The 23,618-nt window shown below is 72.1% G+C and carries 21 protein-coding genes; 10 read left to right on the top strand and 11 right to left on the bottom strand.

All coding sequences use genetic code 11. From position 1 onward, the window contains the following. Nucleotides 1-142: 142 nt before the first annotated feature. Together OG417_RS28370 and OG417_RS28365 are read left to right on the top strand one after the other, a co-directional pair. A complete protein-coding gene (locus OG417_RS28370; RefSeq protein ID WP_329234690.1) occupies nt 143-1,342 on the top strand; it encodes a sensor histidine kinase in 1,200 nt (399 codons plus the stop codon). After that, nucleotides 1,339-2,016 carry a response regulator transcription factor gene (locus OG417_RS28365; protein ID WP_329234688.1) on the top strand — a complete coding sequence of 226 codons (678 nt, stop codon included), beginning with the start codon at nt 1,339-1,341 and terminating at the stop codon, nt 2,014-2,016. Before OG417_RS28370 ends, OG417_RS28365 begins: the two co-directional genes overlap by 4 nt. Nucleotides 2,017-2,156: 140 nt before the next feature. On the opposite strand, the gene OG417_RS28360 is transcribed toward OG417_RS28365, so the two are convergent. The 8 genes from OG417_RS28360 to OG417_RS28325 all read right to left on the bottom strand — a co-directional run bounded on the left by OG417_RS28360 (nt 2,157) and on the right by OG417_RS28325 (nt 11,910). Further along, a complete protein-coding gene (locus OG417_RS28360) occupies nt 2,157-3,845 on the bottom strand; it encodes an ABC transporter substrate-binding protein (protein WP_329234685.1) in 1,689 nt (562 codons plus the stop codon). 85 nt (nt 3,846-3,930) lie between these two features. After that, entirely contained in the window at nt 3,931-5,013 is a 1,083-nt protein-coding gene (locus OG417_RS28355; protein ID WP_329234682.1) for an ABC transporter ATP-binding protein, read from the bottom strand. A 20-nt stretch (nt 5,014-5,033) separates the two neighbouring features. Beyond that, nucleotides 5,034-6,083: an ABC transporter ATP-binding protein gene (locus OG417_RS28350; RefSeq protein ID WP_329234679.1), complete on the bottom strand. Its 1,050-nt coding sequence runs from the start codon at nt 6,081-6,083 to the stop codon at nt 5,034-5,036. Then, complete coding sequence (locus OG417_RS28345; protein WP_329234676.1) at nt 6,080-7,093, bottom strand: ABC transporter permease; 1,014 nt, start codon at nt 7,091-7,093, stop codon at nt 6,080-6,082. Before OG417_RS28345 ends, OG417_RS28350 begins: the two co-directional genes overlap by 4 nt. A 90-nt stretch (nt 7,094-7,183) precedes the next feature. Continuing rightward, nucleotides 7,184-8,932 carry an ABC transporter substrate-binding protein gene (locus OG417_RS28340; RefSeq protein WP_329234674.1) on the bottom strand — a complete coding sequence of 583 codons (1,749 nt, stop codon included), beginning with the start codon at nt 8,930-8,932 and terminating at the stop codon, nt 7,184-7,186. Between the two features lie 60 nt (nt 8,933-8,992). After that, a complete protein-coding gene (locus tag OG417_RS28335; RefSeq protein WP_329234671.1) occupies nt 8,993-9,994 on the bottom strand; it encodes an ABC transporter permease in 1,002 nt (333 codons plus the stop codon). A 344-nt stretch (nt 9,995-10,338) separates the two neighbouring features. Continuing rightward, entirely contained in the window at nt 10,339-10,776 is a 438-nt protein-coding gene (locus tag OG417_RS28330; RefSeq protein ID WP_329234668.1) for a hypothetical protein, read from the bottom strand. Nucleotides 10,777-10,941: 165 nt separating this feature from the next. Further along, a complete protein-coding gene (locus OG417_RS28325) occupies nt 10,942-11,910 on the bottom strand; it encodes a DUF5937 family protein (protein WP_329234664.1) in 969 nt (322 codons plus the stop codon). Between the two features lie 65 nt (nt 11,911-11,975). Between OG417_RS28325 and OG417_RS28320 the strand changes: the two genes are divergently transcribed. Then, entirely contained in the window at nt 11,976-13,250 is a 1,275-nt protein-coding gene (locus OG417_RS28320; protein ID WP_329234662.1) for an MFS transporter, read from the top strand. 45 nt (nt 13,251-13,295) lie between these two features. Beyond that, the gene (locus OG417_RS28315; RefSeq protein ID WP_329234660.1) at nt 13,296-14,480 is read left to right on the top strand and encodes a cytochrome P450 family protein; all 1,185 of its coding nucleotides are present in this window, start codon (nt 13,296-13,298) and stop codon (nt 14,478-14,480) included. On the opposite strand, the gene OG417_RS28310 is transcribed toward OG417_RS28315, so the two are convergent. Both OG417_RS28310 and OG417_RS28305 read right to left on the bottom strand, forming a co-directional pair. After that, nucleotides 14,477-15,160, bottom strand: coding sequence for an HAD family hydrolase (locus OG417_RS28310; protein WP_329234656.1), 684 nt, complete (start codon nt 15,158-15,160; stop codon nt 14,477-14,479). The two genes, OG417_RS28315 and OG417_RS28310, sit on opposite strands and share 4 nt — an antisense overlap. 119 nt (nt 15,161-15,279) lie before the next feature. Further along, entirely contained in the window at nt 15,280-16,212 is a 933-nt protein-coding gene (locus tag OG417_RS28305; protein ID WP_329234653.1) for an aldo/keto reductase, read from the bottom strand. Between the two features lie 192 nt (nt 16,213-16,404). Between OG417_RS28305 and OG417_RS28300 the strand changes: the two genes are divergently transcribed. The 6 genes from OG417_RS28300 (at nt 16,405) to OG417_RS28275 (ending at nt 21,556) form a co-directional block, all read left to right on the top strand. Next, nucleotides 16,405-16,863 (top strand): universal stress protein, encoded by a 459-nt coding sequence (locus OG417_RS28300; protein WP_329234650.1) that lies wholly within the window; start codon nt 16,405-16,407, stop codon nt 16,861-16,863. A gap of 102 nt (nt 16,864-16,965) precedes the next feature. Beyond that, entirely contained in the window at nt 16,966-17,820 is an 855-nt protein-coding gene (locus OG417_RS28295; protein WP_329234647.1) for a PAC2 family protein, read from the top strand. A gap of 145 nt (nt 17,821-17,965) precedes the next feature. Further along, nucleotides 17,966-18,733 (top strand): ABC transporter ATP-binding protein, encoded by a 768-nt coding sequence (locus tag OG417_RS28290; RefSeq protein ID WP_329234645.1) that lies wholly within the window; start codon nt 17,966-17,968, stop codon nt 18,731-18,733. Continuing rightward, entirely contained in the window at nt 18,730-19,518 is a 789-nt protein-coding gene (locus tag OG417_RS28285; protein ID WP_329234642.1) for a hypothetical protein, read from the top strand. The genes OG417_RS28290 and OG417_RS28285 overlap by 4 nt, the downstream gene beginning before the upstream one ends. A 15-nt stretch (nt 19,519-19,533) precedes the next feature. Next, complete coding sequence (locus tag OG417_RS28280; protein ID WP_329234639.1) at nt 19,534-20,901, top strand: sensor histidine kinase; 1,368 nt, start codon at nt 19,534-19,536, stop codon at nt 20,899-20,901. A gap of 13 nt (nt 20,902-20,914) precedes the next feature. Next, nucleotides 20,915-21,556: a response regulator transcription factor gene (locus OG417_RS28275; protein ID WP_329234635.1), complete on the top strand. Its 642-nt coding sequence runs from the start codon at nt 20,915-20,917 to the stop codon at nt 21,554-21,556. A gap of 42 nt (nt 21,557-21,598) precedes the next feature. On the opposite strand, the gene OG417_RS28270 is transcribed toward OG417_RS28275, so the two are convergent. Continuing rightward, nucleotides 21,599-23,494 carry a glycogen debranching N-terminal domain-containing protein gene (locus OG417_RS28270; protein WP_329234632.1) on the bottom strand — a complete coding sequence of 632 codons (1,896 nt, stop codon included), beginning with the start codon at nt 23,492-23,494 and terminating at the stop codon, nt 21,599-21,601. Between the last annotated feature and the right edge of the window lie 124 nt (nt 23,495-23,618).

Raw genomic sequence — 23,618 nt, 5'->3', positions numbered from 1 at the left:
CCGTGGCGAGCGCGCGGGGCCGGGTGTCCCGGTGGTCGCTCCGCGCTTCCTTCCCACGGTGGCGTGGTCTCCTCCCTGCGGAGGAGGGCGGATCCGCGTGCAGGAGGGGATCGTGGCGGGCCGGAGCCCCTAACGTTGAGGCGTGTCCGAGCTGATTCGCGGCCGTCGTGCGTGGCTTGGTGCGCGTCCAGTCGTCGCGGATGCGCTCGTTTCGGCGTTCCTGACGGTCTCCTGCCTGGTCGAGGCGGCGTTCCAGAACTCCTACGGCGACCTTCCCGGCAAGCACCCCGACATGCTGTGCGCGGTGCTGATGTCGGTCGTGGTGATGTCGCTGACGCTGCGCCGGCGCATGCCGGTGCCGGTGATGGCGTTCACGCTGGCCGGGAACGTCCTGCTGACGGTGCTGGGCTACGTGCCGACGCTGGGCGCCGGCCTGGCGTGCCTGGTGGCGCTGTACTCCGTGGCCTCGCACCGCGGGCTGGGCACGAGCCTGCCGGTCGGCGTGCTGGCGCTGGTGACGTACCTCATCACGATGGCCGCGCAGGGGCACACGTTCTGGCAGGCGGTGAGCAACGCGGTGCTGTTCACCGGGGGGTGGTGGATCGGGCGGAGCCTGCGGCTGCGCCGGGCGTACCTGGATGAGCTGGAGGCGCGGGCGCGGCGGCTGGAGCGGGCGCGCGAGGCCGACTCGCGGGCGGCGCGGGCGGAGGAGCGTTCGCGGATCGCCCGTGAGCTGCATGACGTGGTGGCCCATCATGTGAGTGTGATGACGGTTCAGGCGGGTGCGGCGCGGCGGATCCTGCACCGCGACCCGGAGGCGGTGCAGGACGCGCTGTCCACGATCGAGCAGATGGGCCGTACGGCGCTCGGGGAGATGCGGCGGCTGGTGGGGGTGCTGCGCACCGAGGCGGAGCCGGCGCGCAGCGAGCTGTCGCCGCAGCCGGGCGTGAACGACGTGAGCGGCCTGGTGGAGCAGCTGCGCGAGACCGGCCTGCAGGTCCAGCTGTGGATCGAGGGTGAGAGCCGGTCGCTGTCGCCGGGCGTGGATCTGGCGGCGTTCCGGCTGGTGCAGGAGGCGCTGACGAACACCCTGAAGCACGCCGGGCCGCAGGCGCGGGCGTGGGTGCGCATCCAGTACGCCGACCGTCAGCTGGAGATCGAGGTGGAGGATGACGGCCGGGGGCTGGTGGCGGGCCTGGGCCGGCCGGGCGGGGGCGGCAACGGGCATGGGCTGATGGGCATGCGTGAGCGGGTCGCCCTCTATGGTGGCGATCTGCGGATCGGACCGCGTTCGGGCGGTGGGTTCGAGGTCCGCGCCCGATTCCCGTTGGAGGTTCCGTGACGATCAGGGTGCTGCTGGTCGATGACCAGCCGCTGCTGCGCACCGGGTTCCGTCTCATCCTGGAGGGTGAGGCGGACATCGCCGTCGTCGGCGAGGCAGGCGACGGCGCGCAGGCGGTGGAGCTGACCCGCACGCTGCTGCCGGAGGTGGTCCTGATGGACATCCGGATGCCGGGTGTGGACGGCATCGAGGCGACGCGGCGGATCGTCCGCGAGGAGGCGGCCAAGCACGATCCACGGGTGCTGATCCTGACCACGTTCGACCTCGATGAGTACGTCGTGGAGGCGGTACGGGCCGGGGCGAGCGGGTTCCTGCTCAAGGACGCGCCGCCGGAGGACCTGGTCACGGCGATCCGCATCGTGGCGGGCGGGGACGCGATCGTGGCGCCGAGCGTGACGCGGCGGCTGCTGGACCGGTTCGCGACGCGGCTGCCGTCGGTACGGGAGGAGGCGCCGCCGCGGGGCCTGGCGATGCTGACCGAGCGGGAGCTGGAGGTGCTGCGGCATGTGGCGCGGGGGTTGTCCAACGCCGAGATCGCCGCGCAGCTCGTGGTGAGCGAGACGACGATCAAGACGCATGTGGGGAACCTGCTGGCCAAGCTGGGACTGCGCGACCGCGTCCAGGCCGTGGTGTTCGCCTACGAGACGGGCCTGATCCAGCCCGGCCAGGCGTAGCGCCCCCGGCCCGGACGCCCGCCGCGAGGCCCGTGCGGCCCGGTCCGGCGCCGCGGGTTCCCCGGTCCGCGGCGAGGCCGGTGTTCTCGTCCTCGGGGCGGAGGACCCGCCTGTGGTGGCTCCGCCGCGGGCCCCGCGGGTCAGCGGCCGAGGGCGGCCAGGTCGTACATGCCGTAGGCGGGGTGGACGTAGACGTTCCGCAGCGAGCCGGGGCGGTAGGTGACGGTCCGCTCGTCGAGGAGCGGCACCAGTGCGGCGTCCGCCATCAGCTGCCGGTCCGCCTCCGCCCAGGCGCTCGCGCGGCGGGCCGGGTCGGTGGTCTTCAGGCCGTCGGTGAGGATCCGTTTCAGCCGCGGGTCGCGCAGCTCCATGATGTCGCGGTTGGCGGTCCTGGTGACCGCGCCGGTGATCGGTGCCAGGAAGCCGTACCCGGTCGGGTACGTCGCGGCCTGCGCGTCCAGGACGATGCCCAGCTGGTGGGCGTGCACGTACGCGGGTGAGCCGGCCGTGCTCCCCCACTGGAACGGCGACAGCCTGGTGACCTGGACGGTGATGCCGACCGCGTCCAGCGCGCGGCTCAGCGCTCCGGCGGCGGCGACGTCCCCGGCCCGGTCGCTGCGTACCGCCAGGCCGGTGTGGAAGCCGTCCGGCCGGCCGCAGGCCCGCAGCTCCTGCCGCGCGCGGGCGAGGTCGTGCGGGTAGGGGTTCGCGGCGCGGTACCCGATGACGGTGGGGGGCAGCGCGGTCGTGGCGACATCGCCGGCGGCGGGGCCGCCGTACGCGGCCCGTACCGCGGCGCGGTCGACGGCGTACTGCACGGCACGGCGGCAGTGCACGTCGTCCAGGGGCCGTACGCCCCGGGGCAGCATGGCGTACCGCACGAGGCCGGTCAGCGGGTCGTCGGCACGCGCGTGTTCGGCGGGAGAGGCCAGGATGCTCGCGCGGGTCCGGGGCAGCACGCCCGCGCCGGTCGGGTCGGCGTCCGCGCCGCCGCCCAGCAGGCGGGCGTCGACGTCGGCGGCGGCGACCTTCTCGGTGACCTCGATCCGGTCGGGCAGCGCCGGGCGGGCGGGGCCGTTCTTCCACTCGGGGTTGCGGACGAGGGTGAAGCCCTCGCCGATGTCATTGCGGGAGAAGCGGTACGGCCCGGTGGACAGGGGGTGCTTCTCATACTTTCGTCTCGCGTCGGCGTCGCGCGGCACGGGCGCGGTCTGCGGGCTCGCCACCAGGTGGTCGAAGTCGGCGAACGGGTGCCCGAGGTGGAAGACGACCGTGCGGTCGTCGGGCGTCGTGACGCCGGTGAAGTGGTCGAGGTCCGCGTCGAGGTACGGGCCCCAGTAGGTTCCGGACAGGACGTCGCGCAGGTCGTGCGGGCCGTCGTTCAGCTCGGCGGTGTAGTTGCTGCGCGCGACCGCGTACTTGACGTCCTGCGCGCGTACGGCGCGGCCGTTCTCGTAGGTCAGGCCGGGGCGGAGCCGGTAGGTCCAGGTGCGGCCCCCGTCACTGGGCATGCCGAGCCCTTCGGCCAGGTCGGGCACGAGCCGCAGGCCGGCGGCGCCGGGGGCCGGGGCGTAGGTGACGAGCGAGCGCGCGTAGAGGCGTGCCAGGTCCGCACCGTAGGCGAACCCGAGGTCGCCGGGGTCGAGTGAGACCGGCGCGTCGGTCATGAGGAGCCGTAGCGTGCCGCCGCGGCTCGACGAGGGGTGCACGGTTCGCGTCGACGCCTGATCGAACGTGGTGTCCGCCCGGACCCCGCCACCCTGCCCGCCGCCGCACCCGGCCAGGCCGAGCACGAGCACCGCCACGCATGCCGCGAATCTGCCTGTCACCCGTAAATCATTGCAACCAGTGCATCATTGCACCAAGCGCACGAAGTGAGACGTTCACCACGCACGGCATGCGGGCGGTGACCCGTCAGGCGATACCGGCGGCCTTGGCGACGCGGCTCTCGGCGTCCGCCGGGGCGTTCTCCGGGAAGTGGCAGGCGACCTGGTGACCCGGCCGGAGTTCCACCATCGGCGGCTCCACCTGGCCGCACACCTCCTGGGCCTTCCAGCAGCGGGTGTGGAACCGGCAGGCCGGCGGCGGGTTCAGCGGGCTGGGCACGTCGCCCTGCAGCCGGATCCGCTCGCGTCCGCCGCGGACGCTCGGGTCCGGCACCGGGACCGCCGACAGCAGCGCCACCGTGTACGGGTGCATGGGTCCGCCGTACAGGCTCTCGTTGTCGCCCAGCTCCACCATCTTGCCCAGGTACATGACTCCGACCTGGTCGGAGATGTGCCGGACCACCGACAGGTCGTGGGCGATCACCACGTACGTCAGGTCGAACTCGTCCTGCAGGTCCTCCAGCAGGTTGACGACCTGCGCCTGGATCGAGACGTCCAGGGCCGACACCGGCTCGTCCGCCACGATGAGCTTCGGCCGCAGCGCGAGCGTGCGGGCGATGCCGATGCGCTGCCGCTGCCCGCCGGAGAACTCGTGCGGATACCGGTTGTAGTGCTCGGGGTTGAGGCCCACCACGTCGAGCAGGTCCTGCACCGCCTTCTTCACGCCCGCCTCGGTCGCCACCTTCTGCAGGTGGAACGGCGCGCCGACGATCGAGCCGACCGTCTTGCGCGGGTTCAGCGACGAGTACGGATCCTGGAAGATCATCTGGATGTCGCGGCGCAGCGGGCGCATCGCGCCCTGCGACACGTGGGTGATGTCGCGGCCCTGGAAGACGATACGGCCGTCCGTGGGCTCCAGCAGGCGGGTGATCATGCGGCCGGTGGTCGTCTTGCCGCAGCCGGACTCCCCCACCAGGCCCAGGGTCTGGCCCGTACGGACGGTGAAGTCGACGCCGTCGACGGCCTTGACGGCGCCCACCTGACGTTTGACGACCGCGCCGCGCGTCACCGGGAAGTGCTTGCGCAGCCCGCTGACCTCCAGCAGGGCGTCACCCTCCGGGCCCGACGGCCGCGGCTCCTCCACCACCGTCGTGTCAGGTGTCGTCACCATGTCTCCCGCGGTCTCCTCGTTCAAAGCTTCGGCCGTACCTCTTCGTCCCAGAGACGCCGCCGGTCCTGCCGGTCCAGGTGGCAGGCGACCCGGTGCCCGGGCGAGACCTCGCGCAGCTCCGGGCGCTCGGTCTCGCTGCGCCCCTGGTTCAGCTCCGCGTACGCGCAGCGGGGGCTGAACGCGCAGCCCTGCGGCACGTTGATCAGGCTGGGCGGGCTGCCCTTGATCGGCAGGAGCCGCTCGGAGCGGTCCCGGTCCAGGCGGGGCATCGAGCCGAGCAGGCCCCAGGTGTAGGGGTGCTCCGGCGCGTGGAAGATCTCCTCCACGTCGCCGTGCTCCACGCATCGGCCGCCGTACATCACCAGGATGTCGTCGGACAGCTCGGCGACCACGCCGAGGTCGTGCGTGATGATGATGACCGCGGAGTTGAACTCCTGCTGCAGGTCGCGGATCAGGTCGAGGATCTGCGCCTGCACGGTCACGTCGAGGGCCGTCGTGGGCTCGTCGGCGATGAGCAGCTCCGGGTCGCACGACAGCGCCATCGCGATCATCGCGCGCTGGCGCATGCCGCCGGAGAACTGGTGCGGGTAGTCGTCGACCCGCTTGTCCGGCTGCGGGATGCCGACGCGGTGGAGCATGTCGATGGCGTGCTTGCGGGCGACCTGCTTGGAGACGTCGTTGTGCAGCCGGTACGCCTCGATGATCTGCGCGCCGATGGTGTAGAAGGGATGCATCGACGACAACGGGTCCTGGAAGATCATCGCCATCTTCCGGCCGCGCATGCGCCGCACCTGGTCGGCCGACGAGCCGACGATCTCCTGCCCGTCCAGCCAGATCTCACCGGAGACCCGGGCGTTCTTGCGGTTGTGCAGGCCCAGCAGGCCGAGGCTGGTCACGCTCTTGCCCGAGCCCGACTCCCCCACGATGCCGAGCGTACGGCCGCGCTCCAGGGAGAAGGACAGCCCGTCGACCGACCGGACCAGCCCGTCGTCGGTCGGGAAGTGAATGCGCAGGTCCCGGACCTCCAGGAACGCCCGCGGCGCCTCCACCGTCGCCTCCGGTTCCGTCATGAGAGCCTCACCCTCGGGTCGATCACCGCGTACAGGATGTCCACGACGAGGTTGGCGATCACGATGAAGAACGCTCCGATCATCACGACGCCGAGGACCCGCGGCAGGTCGTTGTTGTTGATCGAGTCGATCGCGAACTTGCCGAGCCCCGGCAGGGAGAAGGTGCCCTCGGTCAGCACCGCGCCGCCGAGCAGCGTGCCCAGGTCGATGCCGAAGATGGTCAGTACCGGCGTCAGGGTGGCCCGCAGTGCGTGTCTTGTGATCACGACGCGTTCGGGCAGGCCCTTGGCGCGTGCCGTGCGGATGTAGTCCTCCCCCATCGTCTCCAGCATTCCGGCGCGGGTCAGCCGCGCGTACAACGCGCCCTGCAGGAACGCCAGCGTGACCCAGGGCAGCACGAGGTTGGCGGCCCAGGTCGCCGGATTCTGGGTGAGCCCGACATAGGTGCCGGCGCCGGGGAACCATTGCAGGTGGTCCCGGAAGATCGCCAGTGACAGCAGCCCGGTGAAGAAGATCGGCAGCGACACCCCGGCGAGGGCGACGCCCATCGACACCCGGTCGACCGCGCTGCCCCGCTTGAGCGCGGAGATCACGCCGGTGGTCACGCCGAACAGCAGCCAGATCACCGCCGCGCCGCCCGCCAGGGACAGCGTCACCGGCAGCCGGTCGAGCAGGTCCGGCCAGACCGGCGTCTGGTTGATGAAGGAGTAGCCGAAGCACGGCGGCGCGCAGTACACCTTCGAGGGGCCGAAGTCGTAGTGCGCCCCGACGACGATGCCCTTCACGAAGTCCCAGTACTGGACCACCACCGGCCGGTTCAGGCCGAGCCGGATCTCCACTTCGTGGACCGCCTGGGGGCCCGCGCTCTTACCCACGTAACGCGAGGCCAGGTCCGCGCTGCTCGCACCGGTCAGCCTCGGGACGAGGAAGAAGATGGCGAAGGTCACCATGCTCACGATGATGAGCAGGGCGATGGCGGCGAGCAGTCGCCGGATGAGGAAGTTGACCACAGTCCCTGGCTGCGGTGGACGGCGGGCCGGTTAGCTCCCGCCGTCCACCGATGCCTTCACCTGCCTTCTATGGACGGTTCTGCCCGACGGCTACTTCACGCCCAGCTGGGCGTAGTCGTAGAAGCCGTTGAGGCCCTGGTTGACGTACGCGTTCTTCACCGTGGCCGGCCGGTAGAGCAGGTGCTTCTCATCCAGGAACGGCACGATGTAGGCGTCGTCCATGACCTTCGCGTCGATCTGGGCCCACAGCGCACCGCGGGCGGTGATGTCGGCGGTCACCGCCGCCTTGTCCAGCAGCTGGTCGACGGCCGGGTCCTTCACGCCGAGGTTGGTGTTGCCCGCGCTCCGGATGACGCGGCTGTCGACGATCTGCGAGAGGTAGCCGAAGCCCTCCGGCCAGTCGGCGCCCCAGGACATCATGATCAGGCCGATGCCGTTGTCCTTCACGTACTCCGGCTTGCCGGCGTAGAGCTTGAAGTAGTCGCCCGAGGGGAACTTCTTGATCTCGGTCTTGATGCCGACCTTCTGCAGACCCTGCTGGAGCGCGAGAGCGGCGTTGAGCTCCTTCGTCCGCTCGGTGCGCGCGGAGATGACCGTGCTGAAACCGTTCGGCTTACCGCACGCCTGCAGCTCCTGCTTGGCCTTGGCCACGTCGCCGTGGTTGTCCGCCCCGGAGGGATAGGGGTTGATGTCCTGGTTGCCGGGGATCAGCGGCATCATCAGGTGGGTCGCGATGTCACCACCGGACAGCGGGCCTCCGTAGGCGGTCTGCATCGCCTGCTTGTCGGTGGCGTACTCCACGGCCTTCCGGCAGTGGACGTTGTCGAACGGCGGCACCGAGGAGGAGATCGCCACGTAGTCCAGCCGGGCGGTCGCCGCCGAGTCGGCGTTCTTCTTCAGGTTGGGGTTCGACTGGACCTTGGCCGCGGCGGCGGCGCCCAGCCCCAGGCCCTGGATGTCCATGTCCGCCGAACCGGCGATCAGCCGGTTGTCCAGGTCGTCGGCGTTGACGCCGATCTGCACCTGGATGCGGTCCGGCAGCTGCTTGCGGTTCGGGTCCGTGCTGGGGTCCCAGTTGGTGTTGCGGACCAGGTTCAGCTGCTTGCCCGGCGTGTAGTTCTCGAACTTGTACGGCCCGGTGGACACCGGGTGCAGCTTGTAGTTCGTGCCCGTGTCCTTCGCCTGCGGCACCGGGATGGTGGCCGGCAGCATCGCGAAGTAGTCGAAGCCGGCGAACGCCTTCTTCAGGTGGAAGACGATCGTGTTGTCATCCGGCGTGTCGATCGCCTTCAGACCGAGCTTGCCCGGGGTCTTGTCCTTGTACGGCGACGAGTAGCCCTTGGTGTCGAGGAAGTCACCGAAGTACGTCGGCCCGTCCGGGAAGGTGTTCTTGTCCAGCGTGCGCTCGACGTCGTACTTGACGTCCTGGGCGCGCACCGGCGTGCCGTCCTCGTACTTGACGCCCGGCTTGAGCTTGTAGGTCCAGGTCTTGAAGTCGGCGCTGTGCTGACCGAGGTTCTGGGCCAGGTCGGGGACCAGCTGCAGGCCGTCCTTGCCGGGCACGGTCTTGAACATCGTCAGCGCCCGGCCGTACAGGCGGATGAAGTCCCAGGACCACCCGTAGTAGGTGTCGGCCGGGTCGGTGCTGTCCCAGTCGGAGGCGGTGCCGATGCGGAGCGTGCCGCCGGTCTTCGTCGACGCGTTCACCACCGAGGTGTTGCCCTCGTTGAACTTGCCGTTCCCTCCGCTACCGCTGTTGGAACCGCCGGTGCCGCCGCACGCGGCCAGGGCGAGGGCGAGCGCGGCGCCCACCGCCACCAAAGGCGTTCTTCTCCTCATTTGGTTGTCTTCCTCCTTGGGGAACGACGCTGAGAGTCGGTCCGATCGGCACATCTGTGATCAGCGGGCACGGGGGTCCAGGGCGTCGCGCAGCCCGTCGCCGAACAGGTTGAAGGCGAGAACGGTGATGAAGATCGCCAGGCCGGGAACGATCATGAACCATGGGTCGACCGAGTAGATCGGAACCGCCTGGGCGAGCATGCCGCCCCACGTGGGCGTCGGCTCGTTGACGCCCACCCCGAGATAGGAGAGCGCCGCCTCGAACAGGATGTTCGTGGGGATCAGCAGCGTGGAGTACACCAGGATCGGCGCGACGAGGTTCGGCAGCAGCTCGCGGAACAGGATGTAGGGCGCCCGCGCGCCCATCGAGCGCGCGGCGTCGACGAACTCCCGCTCGCGCAGCGACAGGGTCTGCCCGCGGATGATCCGGCCGATGTAGGCCCAGTTGAAGAACCCGATGATGAAGATCAGCAGGCCGATGCGCAGCCCGTTGCCGGACAGCCCGAACACCTTGCCCTGAACCACGCCGGCGAGCGCGATGGCGAACAGCAGGAGCGGGAAGGCCAGGAAGACGTCCATCGCGCGGGCGATCAGGGTGTCGACCCAGCCGCCGAAGTAGCCGGCGATGATGCCGAGGGTCGATCCGATGACGACCGACAGCAGCGTCGCGAGGGATGCGATGAGCAAGGAGATCCGGGCGCCGTACACGATCCGGCTGAAGATGTCACGGCCGTTCGTCGGCTCGATCCCGAGCGGGAACTTCCCGCTGATGCCCGAGTGCCAGGGCCCGTGCAGCGGACGCTGGAGGTTCGGGTCGATCAGGTCCTGGTGGAACTCGCTCGTCGGGTGGCCGAACCACGACGTCAGCAACGGAGCGAAGATCGCCATGAGGACCAGGAGGATCACCACGACACCACCGGCCATGGCCACCTTGTCGCGCCGGAGCCGCATCCAGGCGATCTGACCGAGCGAACGGCCCTCGACCTTGCCGCCCATGCCCGCGAGCACGGCCTCGGGCTGCGCCTCGGCCTCGGAACCCGACACCTCGATCGGTGCGGTCACGGCACCTCCTTCATCGGCACCGTGACCAAAGTGCTGTGTCGAACGGTTCCCTCACTGCGCTCGGTCACTAGGGGTACCTCCCACGTTCGGCGGCGTTGCCGTCAATGGAGCGATCGGCCACCCCATATGCGAAACAGGACATATGAGGCCCATACGCGCCCATTGGAGAGGGAACCTACCTCTCCCGGGACGACTTTCATGCCCGGGAGCAGGTCGGCGCTAGTACCCGTGTCTCGATTGTGATCTCGTCGTCATCAAGGCCACATTCGGTGTTACACGCTCGTGAACATGTGCAGGCACGCCGTCACACGTGGGTCACATCGGCCCCACGTTTCCGCAGGTCATCAGCTGATCCCGCGGTTCTTCAAGATCTGCTCGATCTCGGCCAGATCGGGGTCGGCCGCCGCCTTCCGCTCCTCGACCGCCGGCTTGGCCCGGCCCTTGGACGCCGCCTTGGGCGCGCCACCGGAGTCGCCACGGCCGGCATCGACGCGGCCGGATCCCTCCTTCGCGCCGCCGCCCCGCCGCAGCATCACGCCGGAGGTCACGTACAGCACCGCACCGAGGCCCAGGACGATCACTCCCGCCCACTTGACCGGGCTGAACACCAGGTCGGCCAGGAACTTCGTCAGGCCGGTCAGGTAGGCGCCCAGCGGCACCAGCGACCACGCGGCACCGCGCAGACCGGAGGCCGCCCCACGCCGGCGGGCGGCCGCCCAGCTGCCCGCCAGCCCCAGCACCGTGACGGCCAGGCTGATCGAGAAGAGGAAGAAATCGCTCATGAGACCTCCTCCGTCGGAGGAGTGACCGAGCGCGCTGTGTCATCGATTCGCTCACTGCGTTCGCTCATGGCGGCACCCCGTTGGGACGGATCCGTTCGTACGGCTGGCCCTCCCATGGTTACACGTAATGACGCGAATCCCACTCCTTCCAGGGGACGGTTCGGGCTACTCCCCCGGCATGAGCCCCTCGGCCAGCGCCCGGCCCAGCGGCGTACGCCGGTACCGCACCTCGTGACCGGCACGGCGCCGGGTCAGCAGGCCCGCGCCCTCCAGCGCGGACAGGTGCGCCGACACCGTGGAGGGCGCCAGCCCGTGCCGGGCCGCGAGCGCCGCGGTCGTGGCCGGCTCGGCGAGGTCGGCGAGGATCAGGGCCCGGGTACGGCCGAGGAGCCGGGCCAGCGGGGCCGGGGCCGTCGCCCGCCCGCCCAGGAGCGCGCCGATGCCCCGGGCCGGGTAGACCAGCGTCGGCTGCCAGGGCCGGTCCACGATCGCCGCGACGCTGGGCCACACGAAGGCGCTCGGCATGAGGATCAGCCCGTCGCCGTCCAGATCCCGCTCGACGTCGTCACCGGCCGGCTCGATCACGATGGACTGCCCGGCCCATCGGATGCGCTCGTCCAGGCCGGCGACCACGTGACCGAGGCCGTACGCGGCCAGGAGCCGTGAGCGGTACTCGATGTCGGCGTCGATCAGCTCCCGCACCCGCGGCCACCAGGGCAGCACCAGCCGGCGCCAGGCGTCCTCCAGCTCGGCGACGAGAGCGTCGCGTGCCGCCTCCGGGTCGGCGATCATCGCGCGCACGGTGGCCGGTGACCGGCACGGGTGGACGCGGCGCAGCTCGGCCCGGACCTGTTCGGGCGGGGTCGCGCGCACGGCGGCGAGCTGGTCCTCCACCGAGAGCGCGGCCTCACGCGGCGGCGGGCTGAGGAAGTCGGGTGTGTAGCCGCGCGGGGACTGCACGGCGAGCAGCCGGTGCGCCGGCGGGGTGCCGCGCACCTGTTCCCACCAGGGCCGCAGGTACGGGCGGGGGCGCGGGTCGACGAACGCGCGCACGGCGTTCGCCGTCTCCCACAGCGGGGAGGTGGCGAACCGGCAGCGCAGCAGATCGCCGCCGCTCGCCACGAGGCGGGTCACGGCCACGACATTCGCCCCCTAACGAATCTTTCGCCCCTCAGCGTAGGTTCTGCCAGCTTCGGGGCGTGAGCACCATCCCCCGGGCGGGGCGCTACCGCGACGCGTTCGCCTCCGCCGAGTTCCGCGCGCTGTTCGGCGCCTTCGTCGTGTCGATGCTCGGCTACGTCGTCGCCGGGCTGGCGCTGACCGTGCTGGTCTACCGGCAGACGCGTTCGCCGCTGCTGTCGGCGCTGGTCTTCACGGCGACGTTCCTGCCGTACCTGTTCGGCGGGACGCTGCTGTCCGGCCTGGTGGACCGGGTGCCGTCGCGGCGGCTGCTGGTCGGGTGCGACCTCGGCTGCGCCGCGATCGTCGCGGCGATGACCGTGCCGGGTGTGCCGGTGCCGGCGCTGTTCGCGCTGCTGTTCGCGATGAGCCTGCTGACCCCGGTCGCGACCGGGGCACGGGGCGCGCTGGTCGCCGACGTTCTTCCGCCGGACGCGGTGGTGCCGGCGCGCTCGCTGCTGCGGCTGGTGGGGCAGGGCGCCCAGGTCGCCGGGTACGCGGCCGGCGGCGGACTGCTGGCGGCCCTGCCGCCGCGCGCCGTGCTGGGGGTGGAGGCCGTGACGTTCACGGCCTCGGCGCTGGTGCTGCGCGTCCTGCTCGCGCGGCGGCCGGCGCGCGGAGGGGCCGGCGGCTCGCTCGCCGGGGACTCGCTGCGCGGGGTGACGCGGGTGCTGGCGAACGGGCCGCTGCGGCGGGTCCTGCTCCTGGGCTGGCTGGTGCCGTTCCTGACGACGTGGCCGGAGGCGCTCGCGGCGCCCGCCGTCGCCGGGCGGGGACTGCCGGCCTCCGCGACCGGATGGTGGCTGGCCGCCGACCCGGTGGGCACGGTCCTCGGCGAGCTGGCCGGGATCTGGCTGATCCCGGCCGCCCGCCGCGCCCGGCTGAGCGCGCCGCTGGCCGCCTGCGGCTTCGTGCCCCTCGCGTTCTTCGCCGTACGTCCACCGCTGGTTCCCGCGCTGGTCCTGCTGACCGCCGCCGGGCTCTGCGGCGCGTACGTGCTCGGCCTGGACCAGCTGCTGCTCGACGTGACCCCGCCGGAGCTGCTCGGGCGCGCGTACGCGCTGAACTCCGCGGGACTGATGGTGACGCAGGGCGTGGGCTTCGCCACGGCGGGCGCGCTCGGCGAGTTCGTGCCGCCGGACCTGGCGATCACGTTCGCGGGCGGCACGGGCCTGGTGGTGGTCGCGCTGTGCCGTCCGCCTCGCCGTCCCGCGGTACGTCCCGTCCCCGTCGCCCCGGCACCCGTCCACCGCGCGCCGGACGCACCGGCCGCCGGGGCCGGTGACGGTACGTGACGGACCGGATCGTACGGTGCGGGGGACGTCGGTAGATTGGGGCCGGTGCAGCCCATAGAGATCGACGGCGAGTTCGTCACCGCGCCCCGCGCCACGTACGCCCGGCTCCGCGAACAGGGACCCGTGCATCGCGCCCTCGCGCCCGACGGCACCCAGGTGTGGCTGGTCACCCGGTACGACCACGTGCGCAAGGCGCTCGCCGACCCGCGACTGTCGCTGGACAAGGCGCATTCCAGCGGCGGGTACAAGGGGTTCTCGCTGCCGCCCGCCCTGGACGCGAACCTGCTGAACATGGATCCTCCGGCCCACACGCGGCTGCGCCGGATCGTGGCGAAGGGGTTCACGCCGCGTCAGGTCGAGCGCCTGCGGCCCCGGGTACAGCGCATCGCCGACGAGTTGCTCGACGCTCTCGACGGACGCGACGAGGTCGACCTGCTCCCCGCCTACTGCGCACCACTGCCGATCACCGTGATCTGCGAGCTCCTCGGGGTCGACGCGGCGGACCGGCGGGAATTCCGCTCCTGGACCGACGGCCTGCTCGCCCCGGAGACCCCGCGGCAGGCACGCGACGCGCTGAGCTCGCTGTACCGCTTCATCGTCGACCTGATCGCGGCCAAGCGCGCCGCGCCGGGCGAGGACATGCTCAGCACGCTGGTCCAGCTCCGCGACGAGGAGGACCGGCTCAGCGAGAACGAACTGACCTCCGCCGCGTTCCTGGTCCTGTTCGCCGGCTATGAGAACACGATGCACCTGCTGGGCAACGGCCTCGTCGCGCTGCTGACCCGGCCGGAGGCCCTGGCCCGGGCACGCGCGGAGCCGACCCCGGCGGCGGTGGACGAGCTGTTGCGGTTCGATCCGCCGCCGCAGCTGGCGATCCGGCGGTTCCCCGTGACGGACATCGAACTCGGCGGGGTGACGATCCCGGCGGGAGAGACGGTCATGCTCTCCCTGGTGTCGGCCCACCACGACCCGGACCGCTACCCCGACGCGGACCGCCTCGACCTGGGCCGCGCCGACAACCCGCACCTCGGATTCGGGCACGGTCCCCACTACTGTCTCGGCGCGTCGCTGGCGCGGATGGAGGTCGAGGTCGGCGTGGGCGCACTCCTGCGGCGCTTCCCGCACCTCGCGCTCGCCGTCGCCGAGGACGACCTGCGCTGGCGGAACTCCTTCCGCAACCGGGGGCTCCGCACCCTCCCCGTCACCCTCGGGACGGCCCGGAGCCTCTAGCCGACGAGGGAACGCAGGCGGGGCAGGTCGACCTCGCGCAGTGAGGACACGACCGTACGGCCGGGAGCCTCGGGGATCGCGACCACGCTGGGCACGGCGACGACGTGGCAGCCGGCCGCGGTGGCGCTGTCGACGCCGCTCGGGGAGTCCTCCAGCGCGACGCAGCGGCGCGGGTCGACGTCCAGGATCCGCGCCGCGGTGAGGTACGGCTCGGGGTGGGGCTTGGTGTGGGCGACCTCGTCGCCCGCGACCGTGACGGTCAGGCGGTCGCGGCCGATGCCGTCCAGGGCGTACTCCATCAGCGCGCGGTGGGTGGAGGAGACCAGGGCGGAGGGGACGCCCGCCTCGCGGACCTCATCGAGCAGTTCCTTGGCGCCCGGCATCATCGGGACGTTCGCGCGCAGCCGCTCGGCCATGCCGGCCAGCAGCCGGCGGCCGAGGTCCTCGGGGTCGGCGACCGGGCCGGTGCGCGCCAGCATGTAGGCGACGGTGCGGGCGATCGAGCCACCGACCAGCGACTCCTGGTCCTCCGGACCCCACGGAGCGCCCAGGTCGGCCATGACCTCGGCCTCGCTCTCGTACCAGAGTCGTTCGGAGTCCACGAGCAGCCCGTCCATGTCGAACAGGACCGCCTCAAGCACCTGCATCGCCTCCTCGGCGCGCCGGGGGATCGGGAGCACCGAGCCTATGCGAGGCGCCTGGCCTCTCACGCCAGCCGTCCGGCGGGCACGCGAGGCCGCAGGAGGCCGCCCGGGACCCTCGCCCGGCGCGAGCGGGGCACGGGGTTCCGGGCGCCCTCTCAGATGTGCTCTTGGCGAGGTCGGGCGGAGACGCCGGCCAGACGCTCCAGCTCGTCGGCGGAGAGCGTCAGGTCGGCGATGGGCAGCAGCGCGGCGAGCTGCTCGGTGTTGCGCGCGCTGGCGATCGGCGCCACCACGGTCGGCTGGGCCAGCAGCCACGCGAGGGCCACCGCACCCAGGCTCGTGTCGTGGGCGGCGGCGATCTCGTCGAGGGCGCCGAGCACGGCGACGCCGCGGTCGTTCAGGTACTCGCGGGCGCGTTCGGCGCGCGGGCTGTCGCCCTCCGGGCCGCCCGGCCGGTACTTGCCGGTGAGGAACCCGCGGGCGAGGCCGAAGTAGGGAATCACGCCGAGGTTCTCCTGCGCGCACAGGCCGGCCAGGTCCTCCTCGAAGCCGCGCTCCATGAGGTTGTAGTGCGGCTGCAGGGCCACGTAGCGGGCCAGGCCCTCGGTGTCGGAGATCTTCAGAGCGGCGGCGAGGCGCGGCGCCTCGTAGTTGGAGGCCGCGATGTAGCGGACCTTGCCCTCGCGCACCAGCTCGTCGAACGCGGTCAGGGTCTCCTCGATCGGCGTGCCGAGGTCGTCGCGGTGCGCGTAGTACAGGTCGATGTGGTCGACGCCCAGGCTCCGCAGCGAGTCCTCGGCGGCGGCGCGGATCGTCGCGGGCTTGAGGTTCGCCCGCTCCCCCGTCATCCCCACCTTGGTGGCGATCACGATGTCGTCGCGGCGGCCCCGCCGGGCCAGCCACCTGCCGATGATCTTCTCGGACTCGCCGCCGGCGTACAGGTCGGCCGTGTCGATGAAGTTGCCGCCCGCCGCCACGTACGCGTCGAGCACCGCGAAGGACGCGTCCTCGTCCGCGGTCCAGCCGAAGACATTGCCGCCCAGGCAGAGCGGGAAGACGTCGAGTTCCGTATCAGAGATCTTCGTCATGGGGCCGACTCTACGACCGCGTTCTCGCTCGTCGGCGGGCAGGCTCGCGTGATGGCACGCTCCGCCGCGCGCCGCCGGGACGCGCGGCGGTGATCGACCTCACGGTCGCCGCGTCACCGTTGGACCCCTGAGGCGTTGTCCTACTGACACAATCTCCAACAAGGCAGACAACGGCGGCCCTAAGGAGCATCCGTGGCTTCGTACCGCAAGGTTCTCGTCGGTACCGACGGTTCCCCCTCATCGTTTCTCGCCGTCGAGGCCGCGGGGCGCGTCGCGGCCGATGCCGGCGCGAAACTGATCATGGTCTGCGCCTACCACCCGATGCCGGACCGCGAACGCGCCCGCGCCGGCGACCAGCTCGGCGACCTGGCCTACAAGGTCGAGGGGTCCACCCCCGCCGACGACGCCCTGCGGGCGGCGCGCGACCGGGCCATCGCCGCCGGCGCCCGGGACGTCGAGGAGGTCGCCGTGGCCGGTGACGCCGTCGACACCCTGCTGGAGCTGGCCGACGAGCGCGGCGTCGACCTGCTCGTCGTCGGCAACCGGGGGCTCAACAGCCTCGCCGGCCGTCTCCTGGGTTCCGTCCCGGCCAACCTGTCCCACCGGGCCCGCTGTGACGTGCTGATCGTCCGTACGACCGACGGCAAGTGACGCCTCCGGGCCCACCCGGGTGATCTCGGGTGGGCATCGAGCGGCTTACAGGACATAGGCTTGAGATGTCGTGTAACGGACGCACCGATGAGGAGGCAGCGCGTGGTCGAGCTCGACGATGTGCCCGAGCTCGTCGAGCCGGTGGTGATCGCCGCCTTCGAGGGGTGGAACGACGCCGGTGAAGCGGCGAGCGGTGTGATCCAGCATCTCGAGGAGAGCTGGGGTGCCACCCCGCTGGCCGCACTGGACCCGGACGACTATTACGACTTCCAGGTGACGCGGCCCACCGTCGAGCTGGTCGACGGCAAGACCCGGCGCATCAGCTGGCCGACGACGCGGATGTCCGTGGCCAAGCTGCCCGGCTCCGACCGCGACGTGGTGCTCGTCCACGGCATCGAGCCGAACATGCGCTGGCGGTCGTTCTGCCAGGACATCGTCGGGATCATGCTGGAGCTCGGCGTCGAGACGGCCGTGCTGCTCGGCGCGCTGCTGGCCGACGCGCCGCACACCCGGCCCGTGCCGGTGACCGCGGCCTCCAGCGACACCGGCCTGACCAGCCGCCTGCAGCTCGAGCCGGCCCGCTACGAGGGCCCCACCGGCGTGCTCGGCGTGCTGCAGGACGCCTTCGCCACGGCCGGGCTGGAGACGGTGTCGCTGTGGGCGGCCGTGCCCCACTACGTCGCCCAGCCGCCCTCCCCCAAGGCCACGCTGGCCCTGCTGCGCTGGGTGGAGGACCTCCTCGACGTGTCGGTGCCCATGGGCGACCTTCCCGAGCAGGCCCGCGCCTGGGAACGCGGCGTGAACGAACTGGCCGAGCAGGACACCGAGGTGGCCGAGTACGTCCGGGCGCTGGAGGAGCAGAAGGACGCCACCGAACTGCCCGAGGCCAGCGGCGACGCGATCGCCCGCGAGTTCGAACGCTACCTGCGCCGCCGCGGCGGTGGCGACCCCGGCTGATCCTCCGCACCACGCCCTCCTTCGGGAAGCCTGGTGATCGTGTGCGGTGGGGGAAATCCCCCGGATGAAGTCGGGCGATTGCCTCGTTCTCCGCGGCGTCCTGGGTTCGTAGCGTTGCCCCCATGTCCCGACATGGGGAGGTTTTGTGATCGAAGCTCGTGGTCTGACCAAACACTATGGATCCACCGTCGCCGTCGACCGGCTGGACTTCGAGGTGCGGCCCGGCGTCGTGACCGGATTTCTCGGCCCGAACGGTTCGGGGAAGTCCACCACGATGCGCATGATCCTCGGCCTGGACGAGCCGGACTCCGGAGACGCGCTGATCGGCGGGCGCCGGTACCGCGAGCTGGGCTGGCCGCTGCGGGAGGTCGGGGCCCTGCTCGAAGCCAGGGCGTTTCATCCCGGCCGGTCCGCCCGATCCCATCTGAGGGCGCTGGCGGCGGGTAACGGTATCCCGGACCGCCGGGTGGAGGAGGTCCTCGGTGCCGTCGGGCTCGCCGACGTCGGGCGGAGAAGAGCGGGGGCGTTCTCCCTCGGCATGGCCCAGCGGCTCGGCGTCGCCGCGGCGCTGCTCGGCGACCCGGGCGTACTGCTGTTCGACGAACCGGTCAACGGGCTGGACCCCGAGGGGATCCGCTGGATACGCGACCTGATGAAGGCGCTGGCCGCCGAAGGCCGTACGGTCTTCGTCTCCAGCCATCTGATCAGCGAGATCGCGCTGACCGCCGAGCATCTCGTAGTGATCGGCCGAGGGCGGCTGCTCGCGGACACGTCGGTCGCCGAGCTGTCCGCCCGGTCGGTCTCGCTGGAGGACGCGTTCTTCGCGCTGACACGTGACAGCGCCGAGTATCGAGGTGACCCGGCGGCCCGGGGCAGCGATCTCGAAGCACCGAGACGAGGAGGGATGTCATGACCACCGCCACGTGGGAGTCACGGACACCGGCCGGGCACTACCGCTTCCGGCATGCGGCGCGGATGGAATGGGTCAAGTTGTGGAGCCTGCGCTCGACGTGGTGGACCCTGGCGATCACCTTCGCCGGCGCGGTCGGCATGGCCGTCGTCGTGGGAGCCGGCACCAAGAACGCCTCCGGCGACCTGACGAACAACGCGCTCGCCGGCGTGATCCCCGGGATGCTCACGATCGGCGTCCTGGGTGTGGTCGTCATGACCGGTGAGTACTCCTCCGGCGCGATCAGGTCGACACTGGCCGCGGTACCCGACCGGCGGCTGCTGCTCGCCGCGAAGACGGCGGTGTACGGGGCCTCGGTGCTGGTGCTCGGAGAGGCCGGGGCGTTCCTCGCCTTCCTGGCCGGCGGGGCCGCCCTGCCCGCCAGGGTGCCGCCCCCTTCACTCGGCCAGCCGGGGGTGCTGCGAGCGGTCGTGCTGACCGGTGTGGGACTGTGCCTGATCGGGCTGCTCGGTCTCGGTATCGGCGCCATCGTCCGGCACACCGCCGCCGCCATCGCCGTACTCGTCGGCGGGGTGTTCGTGGTGGCGCAGTTCATCGTCACGATCGCCCGGCCGGTGATCGGGTATGTTCCGATCTCGATCGTGGGGGCCTCGCTCAGCGCGGTCAAGCCGCAGGGCGACGCGCACCATCACATCCTGTCGCCGTGGTCCGGGCTCGCCATGCTCTGCCTGTACGCCGCCGTCGTGCTGGGGGCCGGGGCATGGCTGCTGGTCCGCCGGGACGCCTGAGCGGACAATGAACGGATGAGCGCGATGGCCACGGACCCGCCGAGTGTCCGGAGAACGCTCACCGCGATCGCGACGGAGCCGTTCACCCGCCGTGCTCGGGCCGAGCTGTTGTACCTCGTCGTCGCGGCGCCGACCGGCATCGCCGTGCCGGTCGGCGCCCTCGCGTTCCTCATCGTCATGGGATTCCTCGGGCCCGGCCCGGCCAAGCCGGAGAACGTCTCGTTCGCCGGCCTGGCCGCCGGTGCGCTGGTGCTGCTCGTTCTGGCACCCCGCCTCGCGCGGCGGCTCGGCTCGTTCCATCGCCGTCTGACCGCTCGGCTGCTCGGCGAGCGCGTCGCGGAGCCGCCGTCGTTCCGTCCCGGCCAGGGCGTTCTCGGCCGGCTGGACGCGAGGCTCCGCGACGGCGCCGGCTGGCGCGCCGTGGCGTACCTGCTGCTGAGAGTGCCGGTCGCGGTGCTGGGCCTGTACGCCGTCGAATACTGGGGCACCGGGTTGGTCAACCTGAGCTACCCATTCTGGTGGGGGTTGTTCCGCAACCACCCGCCCGACGTCCACCTGAGTCCGGTTCCGTTCCTCACTCCGCTTCGGAGCCACCCGTTCCACATCACCACCTACCCTGGGACGCTCCTCGTCTTCGCGGCGGGCGCGGCGTCGCTGTTGGTCGCGCCCTGGGTGACCAGGGCGGTCGTGCTGGCGGACCGGTGGCTGATCCGCAATCTGCTCGGCCCCGGCAGGCTCATGCAGCGGGTCCGCGACCTGGAGCAGACCCGGGCCCAGGCGGTGGACGACTCCGCCGCGCTGCTACGCCGGCTCGAACGCGACCTGCACGACGGCGCGCAGGCCCGGCTGGCCGCGCTCGCGATGAACCTCGGCCTGGCCAAGGAGAAGCTCGGCGACGACGGCCTCGGCCAACTCGCCCAGATCCGCGAGCTGGTCGAGGCCGCCCACCAGGGGGCCAAAGACGCCCTCGGCGAGCTGCGCGACCTGGCCAGGGGCATCCACCCGCCGATACTCGACACCGGTCTGTCCGATGCGCTGGCCACCCTCGCCGTCGGCAGTGCCATCCCGGTGGAGGTGACCACCGAGATCCCCAGCCGGCCCACGCCCGCGATCGAGACGATCGCCTACTTCTGCGCGGCCGAGCTGCTCGCGAACGCCGTCAAGCACAGCCACGCCAACACGATCACGATCCACGTGGCCGAGCCGAACGGGTGCCTGCTGCTCGTCGTGACCGACGACGGCGTCGGCGGGGCCGACCCGGCCCGCGGCACCGGCCTGTCCGGGCTCGCTCACCGGGTCGGCACCGTCGACGGCCAGATGGACATCGCCAGCCCGCCCGGCGGGCCGACCCGCGTCAGCATCCGGCTGCCGCCGCACGCGTGAAAGCATCCAGGGCATGCGTGTCGTGATCGCCGAAGACGCCGCGATGATGCGGGAGGGCCTCATCCGGCTGCTCGCCGACCGTGGCCATCGGGTGTGCGCCGCCGTGGCCGACGGCGAGGCGCTGCTCACCGCGGTGGCCGAGCACGGTCCCGACGTCGCGGTGGTGGACATCCGGATGCCGCCCACCCACACCGACGAAGGGCTGCGCGCGGCCATCGACATCCGTCGCGACCATCCGGCGACCGGGGTGCTGGTCTTCTCCCAGTACATCGAGCCCAGGTACGCCGCCCGGCTGCTCGAGGGCGGTGCCGCGAAGATGGGCTACCTGCTGAAGGACCGGGTCGCCGACGTGGCCGAGTTCACCGACGCACTGGTTCGCGTCGCCGCAGGCGGCACCGCGCTCGATCCCGAGGTCGTCGGCCTGCTCCTCCGCACCGGCCGCCGGCCCGGCCTGGGCATGCTGACCCTGCGCGAGCGTGAAGTGCTCGCCCTGATGGCCGAGGGCCGCTCCAACGCCGGCATCGCCGCGAGCCTGTGCATCTCCACCGGGTCGGTGGAAAAGCACGTGGCCGGCATCTTCACCAAGCTCGACCTCCCGCCCTCGCAGGGCGACAATCGCCGGGTGCTGGCGGTCCTGCACTACCTCCGATCGTGACACGACGAACACGCCGGCCGGCGAGAGCGCCCGGACGGGGTCTCAGCCCCCGGTCGTGAAGGTCAGCGTCTCCGTCCCCGCCCGTACGCCGGTGACCGTCATCGGGCCGAAGCCCGGCAGCGGCGCGGCCGTCACCTGGCCCGGCCCGTCCGGCTGGAGGCCGAACAGCACCGTGACCAGCGCCGCGGACACCGCGGCGCTCCATGCCTGCGGGCGGCAGGCCGTAGGGTACGGCACCGGCGCCGCGCCGTCGCGACGGGCCTGGCCGCCGAACAGCTCCGGGAGCCGGTGGCCGAACGCGGGCGCCGCGGCGATCAGCCCGCGCGCCAGCTCCGCGGCCTGCTCCCGATGGCCCGAACGGCTCAGGCCGAGCATCGCGATCGCCGTGTCGTGCGGCCAGACCGACCCGCGGTGGTACGACAGCGGGTCGAACCCGGCGGCGTCGCCGGTGAGCGTCCGCAGGCCCCAGCCGGAGTTCAGTTCTCCGAGCCGCCGCGCGACGCGGGCCTCCTCCCCGCGGTCGAGCAGGCCGGTGCCGAGCAGGTGGCCGGCGTTGGAGGCCAGGCCGTCGACCGGCGCGCCCGTCCCGTCGAGGGCGATCGCCGGGTAGCCGTCCTCCAGCCAGAACCGGGCGCGGAACCGGGCGGCCAGTCCCCGCGCCCAGCGCCGGTGCCGGTCGCCGTCGCGGCCGTACGCCTCGAGCAGGTCCGCGCCGAGCACGGCCGCCTGGTAGGCGTACGCCTGCACCTCCGACAGGGCGATCGGCGGGGTCGCGGACGTGCCGTCCAGGTGCTGGATGCCGTCGCTGGAGTCCTTCCAGCCCTGGTTGGGCAGCCGTTCGGCCGAGCCGCGGTAGGAGACGAACTCCTCGAAGGTGCCGAGCCAGGCCAGCGCGCGCTCGGCGGCCGGCAGCAGCGCCTCGACCTCCTGCGCGGGCATCCCCCAGCGCGACGCCTCGGCGAGCGTCACCACGAACAGGGCCGTCGCGTCGACCGAGCCGTAGTAGACCGGCGGCAGCCGCCCGGGCGCGTACGCGGGGCGCAGCTCGTGCGGGATCTTGCCGGGCTCCTCCTCGGTGACCGGGTCGTGGCCGGCGCCCTGGTGGCGGGCCAGCGTCCGCAGGGTGCCGGCGGCCAGTTCATGGCCGAGCGGGAGCGCGAGCCGGGCGGCCCACAGGGCGTCGCGGCCGAACAGCGTGAGGTACCAGGGGCTGCCGGCCGCGCAGTACAGGTCGCCCTCGTCGGCGAGGAGCAGGGCGCCGAGGTCGGCGACCCCCTGGGCGACCAGGGCGTCCAGCCGCGGGTCGGCCGAACGCACGGTCAGGGGCGTCCGCGCCCACGGCGGCGGGCCGTCCGGCGGCGTGGGGCGGAACCCCGGCACCGGTGGCGGCACGGCCCGTACGGTGAGGGTCGTGGTGAACGCGCCGCCGGGCTCCAGCACGAGGGCCGCCTCCGTACGGCCCTCCAGCCGCACCTCGTAGCCGTCGGGGCCGGTCACGACGGCGCCGTCGTGCAGCGGCGTCTCCGGCGGGGGCGGGTCGCCGGCCTTGACGTCGCTGATCTGGGCGAGGTCGGTGGCCGCCGCCACGGCGAGCGTGACCGTGGCGGCATCGCCGCCGTTGCGCACGGTGATCCGCTCGGTGCCGCCGTCGTGCCGTACGGCGCGGACGCGTTCGACCGTCAGGGCGCCGCAGGCGCCGGTGAAGCGCACGCGATCGGCGCCGAGCGTCTCGGCGCCGCGGGGCTCGGGCTCGGTGCCGTCGAGGGTCAGCACGAGCCGCGACAGCACGCGGCGGTCGGCGACGTACAGGCCGCCGGGGCCGCCGGCGAGCCGGCCGTCGGGCGGGGACAGCCAGGTCGCGGGGGCGGCGACGCAGGTCAGGTGCTCGTGCAGCGCAGGGCCGGGCGCGCCGGTGGGACGGGAGGCGGGGACGGACACGATCTGCTCCGTTTCGCGGGGGTCCGCTCCATGATGACGGCGTTCCGCGCCGCCGGCACTCGCAGCGTCCGTACAGGCCGGTGACGGGCTCGAAGACGTCGGCGACGCCGGTGCGGACCGGGCC

Source organism: Actinoallomurus sp. NBC_01490, from assembly GCF_036227085.1.
Taxonomy (GTDB): domain Bacteria; phylum Actinomycetota; class Actinomycetes; order Streptosporangiales; family Streptosporangiaceae; genus Actinoallomurus; species Actinoallomurus oryzae.
This window is presented reverse-complemented; position numbering and strand designations above follow the sequence as displayed.